A 6297-nucleotide genomic window follows, 5' to 3' on the forward strand; every position below is an offset into this window, starting at 1 on the left:
GGTCGGACTGACCGTATTAGAAAACCCTTGCGGAGGCGGTCTGGCGGGGGTCGTTCAGTTAAATCTGTTCGATCTAGTCAAGAGCCTATGAATCAAGAATCCCTTGCTACACCGCGCGAGCGGTTAGCGGGGGAGTGTCAAATTAAGCTTGCTCTCCTTAAAGTTGCCATAAAATGGGGGTGATTGCGAAAACATTAAGGAGAAATTTATGATCGGCCTTCTTTTAAATATTCTTGCCACTGCCCTTAGTTTATTAGTGGTTGATATTATCTTCCCCGGCGTTAAAGTCGATAGCTTTATTGTGGCCATGGTTGCGGGGGCAGTTATTGGTTTAGTCAACGGACTGGTTAAACCGATTCTAGGGCTACTTTCCCTACCGATTACTATTCTCACCCTCGGTGGCTTTATCCTTGTTCTCAATGGCTTTTGTTTCTGGTTAGCCTCGATCCTCGTCCCCGGATTTGCGGTTAAGGGTTTAGTGGCTTTTATCGGTGCGCCCATCGTCCTCTCTCTGGTCAACACCCTCTTAAATAAATACTTCGCCGAAAAAGGTTCCAGCGAAGTACCACAATAGTCAGTGACCAGTTATCAGTTATCAGTATCCTTACTATAACACCTTTGATCCCAAAATCATACCTTTGTGCAGAAAAAGGCCAAAAATAAATACTTCGCCGAAAAGGGTTTCAGCGAAGTACCACAATAGTCAGTGACCAGTTATCAGTTATCAGTATTTTTAGTATAACACCCTTTTTCGATCACTGCAAGACTTTTTTCAAATTTTAGGCCAAGAATTTTGGACCCAAACCGACTTTCGGCGCGTACACCGCCCGATCGCCCAATTCTTCTTCGATGCGTAATAAGCGATTATACTTAGCCACCCGTTCACTGCGACTGAGAGAACCAGTTTTAATCTGTCCAGCATTAGTAGCCACCGCCAGATCTGCGATCGTAGTGTCTTCCGTTTCTCCGGAACGATGACTGATGACAGAACGATAACCGTGACGGGTAGCCAGGGCGATCGTTTGTAGGGTTTCCGTCAAAGAACCGATCTGATTGAGTTTAATCAGGATCGAGTTAGCAATACCCAGATCGATCGCTTTTTGCAGACGGATAGGATTAGTCACCATCAAATCATCGCCCACCAACTGAATCCGCGCCCCCAGTTTATCGGTCAATAATTTCCAGTTATCCCAATCCTCCTCGTGTAAACCGTCTTCAATAGAAATAATCGGATAGCGATCGACTAAACTGGCCAAAAAATCCACCATTTCGGCGGGAGAATGTGCCGAACCATCGTAGAGGTATTGACCGTCCTTATAGAATTCACTGGCGGCCACATCCATAGCTAAAGCCACCTGCGACCCCGGTTTATAACCAGCACGTTCGATCGATTCGATTAAAATATCCAAAGCTTCCTGATTTGAAGCCAAATTAGGAGCATAACCGCCCTCATCGCCCACACCGGTCAGTAATTTGCGTTCGTGCAAGGCCTTACCCAAAGCGGCGAATACTTCCGCCCCCCAACGCAAACCTTCCTTAAAAGAATCGGCCCCGATGGGGAAGATCATAAACTCCTGAAAATCGACGTTATTATCAGCGTGAGAACCACCATTGATCACGTTCATCATCGGGACGGGTAGCACATTGGCCATCGGACCGCCGAGATAACGATAGAGAGGCAATCCCAGATCCGCCGCCGCTGCTTTGGCCGTAGCGAGAGAGACGGCTAGGATAGCATTAGCCCCTAATTCTCGTTTATTGGCCGTGCCATCGCGATGGATCATAGCTAAATCGATACTAGCTTGGTCGAAAGCATTCATCCCCTCCAAAACCGGGACAATTTTTTCGTGGACATTGCGAACCGCTTTTAGGACACCCTTACCACCGTAACGCTGGGGATCATCGTCGCGCAATTCGTGGGCTTCAAAACTGCCCGTAGAAGCGCCACTGGGGACTTGGGCCAAACCCATTGCCCCCGATTCTAACAGCACTTCTGCTTCGATGGTGGGACGGCCGCGGGAATCTAGAATCTCCCTAGCTGCGATCGCTTCGATGGGAACTTCGATTTTATCTAACATAACTTATCGTCTCCAACTCAATTTACGCGGTAATTTCGGCTGATTACTAATTGCCTAAAGGGAAATCCACGTTGACAATCTGCTTTTGATCATCAAAAACGAGGATTAAAGTATCCGTCAGTTTTTCAAATTGAATCGTCACCAACACCAAATCCACACCGTCCGTATCCGCACCTTTTCTGACCTGAGTTCCCACGATCCGACGCACGGGGCCGGTACGCTTAAGTAAATTCTCCCAAGCGCCTTGTACTCTGGTAGGGAAAACCTCAGCTTTCAGGAGAGGATGTAAAAAACCTCGGGCCAGGCCGTAGTCTTTGTTGACCAAGGACGTGACAAAAGCAGTGCCAATCTCAGAAATACTACGAAATTCGGGAAAATCGGCGGCAACCACCTGACCAGACCGGTTAAAGGTAATTACCACATCTTCGGTAACTTTCTCAAATTCAACGGTGACAATCACCAGATTGGCATTGATAGCATCGAGTAGCTTGCTTTTGACAATGCGCTTAAACGGTCCAGTATGGTCAGTTACTTGGCTTTCCCAGACCTTTTGCAGTTTTTCGGCAGTCCAGAGGGGTTTTAGTTGGGGTGACAAAGCTGCAATCACCTTGTCGTATTGTTTAGTTCCCAACCATTGTACTAACTGCCGAGCTTGCTTTTCTTCTCGGACGGGATCACCAATAGCGATCGCATTCGGTTCTAGGTTCGCCTGTACTGGTGAAACGCTGAATGCGGTCCAAGGCAGGGAAAAACCCATTAAACACAAAGAGAGAATCGATACCCGTTTCGCTAATGAAAGCCGCATCATTTCAGCTATTGCTCCGCAAATAAATAACGTTTTTCCACTTGACGATTGAATTGATGCCATTGTTCATTAGTTAAAGCATTCAACATCGGTTGATCGGGCAATATCTCTCCTCTTGTTATACTGGTTTAACGATTAAAACTACCGCCGAACGCGCTTGCACCCGATAGGTTTCCGATTCAATAGCGGCTGCGGCATCTAAATCACAGGCTGCCTCGGACAATTGCCAAGCAGTATCGATGACGCGATGCCATTTTTCCCCTTGTCCCAAGGGGGGTAACTGGAAGTTGAGAGATTCCCAGTAAGCGTTCAGCATAATGTGTAAATACTCGTTCGCCTTGGGATGACGCAGGGAAAAAGCTAAACTGTGGGAATCTTCCGACCAATCGGGTTTACTCAACTGTACGCCATGCCAACTGAGATGGGGTTCAAGACTGGTATAGGTGACTTCTAGCAATTTTTCCTGACGGAAAAGAGCTAATTTTTGATTAAAATCGATCAGTCTCCTTACGAAACACCAAAGATCGAACTCTTGCTCTACCGCACTCCAATCGAACCAACTTAACTGGTTATCCTGACAATAGGCGTTATTGTTGCCCTTTTGGGTGCGTCGCACTTCGTCCCCCATCAACAGCATAGGTGTTCCTTGGGAAATAAACAGGATCGTTAAGAGATTTTTTATTTGTTGCAGTCGCAGGGTTTTAATCCTCTCGTTATTGGTTTCCCCTTCTACCCCACAATTCCAGCTAAAATTATCGTTGCAACCGTCCCGATTCTCCTCGCCGTTAGCCTCGTTGTGTTTCTCGTCGTAGGAAACTAGATCGTTAAGGGTAAAGCCGTCGTGACAGGTAACAAAATTTATACTTCTATTGACATCGGTATCGGGTCTGTGGTATATGTCGGGGCTTCCTAAAATCCGCGCCGCTAATTTGCTGACTATGCCGGTATCTCCCCGGACAAAAGCGCGCACATCATCGCGAAAAGGACCATTCCACTCGGAAAACCAATCGGCAAATTCGACAAATTGACCGACACTATACAATCCTGCCGCGTCCCAAGCTTCGGCGATTAATTTTGTCCCAGCTAAGACAGGATCCGATTCGATCGCCCAGATCATGTTATAACCTTTTTGCAGAATCGGTTCCCCGTCCACATTGCGCGATAATACGGCCGCTAGGTCAAAGCGAAAACCATCGACGTGCATTTCCGACACCCAATAGCGCAAACAATCGAGAATCATTTTGCCAACAATCGGATGACTGCCCTTGAGGGTGTTACCACAGCCAGTATAGTTGCTATAGAGGCTTTTATCTTCCCCGTCGAGGATGTAGTAGGTGCGATTATCGATACCTTTCAAGGAAAGAGTCGGCCCGATTTCGTCCCCCTCGGCGGTATGATTGAAAACCACATCGAGAATCACTTCGATCCCCGCTTTGTGTAAAGCTTTCACCAGATCCCGAAATTCATTCAAAGGACCCAGGGGTGAGCGATCGCTACTGTAACCGGCATGGGGCGCAAAAAAGCCGATCGTGCTATAACCCCAATAGTTAGTTAACCCCGGCATAGCGGCAGCGGGATCAAAGTAATGAATCGGCAACAATTCCACGGCAGTAATGCCTAGGTTTTTCAAATAGGGTATTTTTTCGATTAATCCCGCAAAAGTACCTCTTTTTTCCTCGCTAACGCCGGAATTCGGGTTACGAGTAAAGCCGCCGACGTGCATTTCGTAGATAACACTGGCAGAGTAGGGAGTGCGTAGCGGTGCGTCATCTTCCCAATCGTAGCGGCCCGGATCCACTACCAGACCCCGCAAAGCTCGATGACAATTATCGCCTTTTTCGCTGGCAGCTTGTCGATCATAAATTTCCGCACCGACAATCGCTTTCGCATAGGGATCGAGAACTACTTTATCAGGATCGAAGCGATGACCCTGGGCCGGATTATCCGGACCATAGACTCGATAAGCATACACTTGACCGACTCCAATGCCGTGAACGAAAATATGCCAATAGAAAAAGGTGCGGTTTGTTTGCGGGGTGAGGAGAATAGTCCGGCTAGGTACGGGAGAATTAGCATCATCAAATAATAATAATTCTATGGCAGTGGCATACTTAGAAAATAGTGAGAAGTTGACACCATCAGCCAAGACAGTCGCACCGACGGGATGGCTTTTACCGTGATCGGTTTTTAAGGTCATTGTCAAGAGAGAAGAAGTGATTAGGAGTAGTATGAGATTATACTAAATCCTGTTTAAAAAGTGTAGGAGAGTGGGAAGTGGGCTTCAGCCGTGAGCTTTTGCGTTCGACAAAAGCTCACGCCGAGGTCCGAACGGAAGTGACAAGTGGGGAGATGGAAGAAACACCATAACTTAGGAGTTAATCATAAGACCTCTGGCAAAAATCAAAAATCTGACCTTAGGTGAGGAGTCTCCGAGCCAGTAGTCAGTAGTCAGTCCCGATGAAAAAATTTTCACCCCCACAGATGAAAGAGGTTTCCTTCCCCACACCCCACACCCTACACCCTCTTTCAAGTCAGGAGAATTAAGAATGAGCATTAATCAATTAAATGCTTTATTTAGGGATTTTAGGCAATTTTATGCCTATTTTTCTCATTTTTGAACTATCAAAAATTAATTATGCAAGAACTCTATACTATTAAAAACGGATTTGGGATGAAACATAAAAAGAACTTGATTCCTTGCTCACTCTCCGATTTCAGAAGTTTAATAAATCTCAGATTATGACAGTATCAAGTATATCTATCCTGTGATTGCTGTGGGCAGGGACAAGTTAGAGGCGATCGGGTCAAAATGATCAGTATTTTATATGTAAATACCTTCAATACTTAAAAATATTTAAATTTACAATTGGTAATATTTATTTTTACTTAAGAATTTATTGAGAATAATTTTTATTTATTGACGAGGTGGCAATACTTCCAGCGATTCTGGTATAATTTTGCATTATGCTATGGTGGATTTTTCTGTGCTTTTTTGGAGTTTTCAAGGTCTAGCTTGCCTTGAAACCATTGCTAAATCTAGACTTTCCCTTTTAGCCAAACCAAACACTTTCGCCAATTATCCCTTTTTTCCCTAACAACGTTGATCTAATTTTTGTGTAGTTTTGTTGCAAAGTCAAATTTTTTTTGACAAAATGCCTAAATTGTGGTAATGACGAAGTATTACGGGATTTAGCATCATCTCTAGTTCCAGTGTTTCCTAAAACCAGAGACTTCGTACCTCACCCTTAAGATAACTGCTAGAGTTGTTTCTTCTAAGTACCTAAGCAAAATTAATTACACATCTAAGCCACTACTCCGTCAGACTTCTGGTGTGAGGAAACAGTGAACTGAAAACTCAAATCCGATCCCTAATAGCTGTCTCCCGTCTCCCGTCTCCCGTCTCCCGTCTGCCGT

4 protein-coding genes are annotated in these 6297 nt (G+C 45.5%); 1 reads left to right on the plus strand and 3 read right to left on the minus strand.

The genetic code is table 11. The annotated features are described in order from the left end of the window. Positions 1-208 precede the first annotated feature (208 nt). Positions 209-574: a phage holin family protein gene (locus tag O9334_RS19680; protein WP_045362149.1), complete on the plus strand. Its 366-nt coding sequence runs from the start codon at positions 209-211 to the stop codon at positions 572-574. A 205-nt stretch (positions 575-779) separates the two neighbouring features. On the opposite strand, the gene eno is transcribed toward O9334_RS19680, so the two are convergent. The 3 genes from eno to glgX all read right to left on the minus strand — a co-directional run bounded on the left by eno (position 780) and on the right by glgX (position 5080). Next, on the minus strand, positions 780-2078 hold the full coding sequence (gene eno, locus O9334_RS19685) for a phosphopyruvate hydratase (RefSeq protein WP_288001998.1): 1299 nt from the start codon (positions 2076-2078) through the stop codon (positions 780-782). A gap of 46 nt (positions 2079-2124) precedes the next feature. Beyond that, positions 2125-2886 (minus strand): DUF3887 domain-containing protein, encoded by a 762-nt coding sequence (locus O9334_RS19690; protein ID WP_045362143.1) that lies wholly within the window; start codon positions 2884-2886, stop codon positions 2125-2127. 115 nt (positions 2887-3001) lie between these two features. Then, the gene (gene glgX / locus O9334_RS19695; RefSeq protein ID WP_288002001.1) at positions 3002-5080 is read right to left on the minus strand and encodes a glycogen debranching protein GlgX; all 2079 of its coding nucleotides are present in this window, start codon (positions 5078-5080) and stop codon (positions 3002-3004) included. Between the last annotated feature and the right edge of the window lie 1217 nt (positions 5081-6297).

The organism is Microcystis sp. LE19-8.1F (genome assembly GCF_027531715.1).
Taxonomy (GTDB): Bacteria; Cyanobacteriota; Cyanobacteriia; order Cyanobacteriales; family Microcystaceae; genus Microcystis; species Microcystis wesenbergii_A.